Annotated in this window: 1 rRNA gene; it reads left to right on the top strand. The window is 52.2% G+C overall.

The features are described 5' to 3' along the window. Positions 1–785, top strand: a 16S ribosomal RNA gene (locus J582_RS0105620); the annotation flags it as partial.

Raw genomic sequence — 785 nt, 5'->3', positions numbered from 1 at the left:
ACCGGCTAACTCTGTGCCAGCAGCCGCGGTAATACAGAGGGTGCAAGCGTTAATCGGATTTACTGGGCGTAAAGCGCGCGTAGGCGGCTAATTAAGTCAAATGTGAAATCCCCGAGCTTAACTTGGGAATTGCATTCGATACTGGTTGGCTAGAGTGTGGGAGAGGATGGTAGAATTCCAGGTGTAGCGGTGAAATGCGTAGAGATCTGGAGGAATACCGATGGCGAAGGCAGCCCTCTGGCCTAACACTGACGCTGAGGTGCGAAAGCATGGGGAGCAAACAGGATTAGATACCCTGGTAGTCCATGCCGTAAACGATGTCTACTAGCCGTTGGGGCCTTTGAGGCTTTAGTGGCGCAGCTAACGCGATAAGTAGACCGCCTGGGGAGTACGGTCGCAAGACTAAAACTCAAATGAATTGACGGGGGCCCGCACAAGCGGTGGAGCATGTGGTTTAATTCGATGCAACGCGAAGAACCTTACCTGGCCTTGACATACTAGAAACTTTCCAGAGATGGATTGGTGCCTTCGGGAATCTAGATACAGGTGCTGCATGGCTGTCGTCAGCTCGTGTCGTGAGATGTTGGGTTAAGTCCCGCAACGAGCGCAACCCTTTTCCTTATTTGCCAGCGAGTAATGTCGGGAACTTTAAGGATACTGCCAGTGACAAACTGGAGGAAGGCGGGGACGACGTCAAGTCATCATGGCCCTTACGGCCAGGGCTACACACGTGCTACAATGGTCGGTACAAAGGGTTGCTACACAGCGATGTGATGCTAATCTCA

This window comes from Acinetobacter sp. 1566109 (assembly GCF_000582255.1).
In the GTDB taxonomy this organism is placed as follows: Bacteria; Pseudomonadota; Gammaproteobacteria; order Pseudomonadales; family Moraxellaceae; genus Acinetobacter; species Acinetobacter nosocomialis.
The sequence above is the reverse complement of the archived record's forward strand: the minus strand, read 5'-3'. Positions and strand labels throughout refer to the sequence as shown.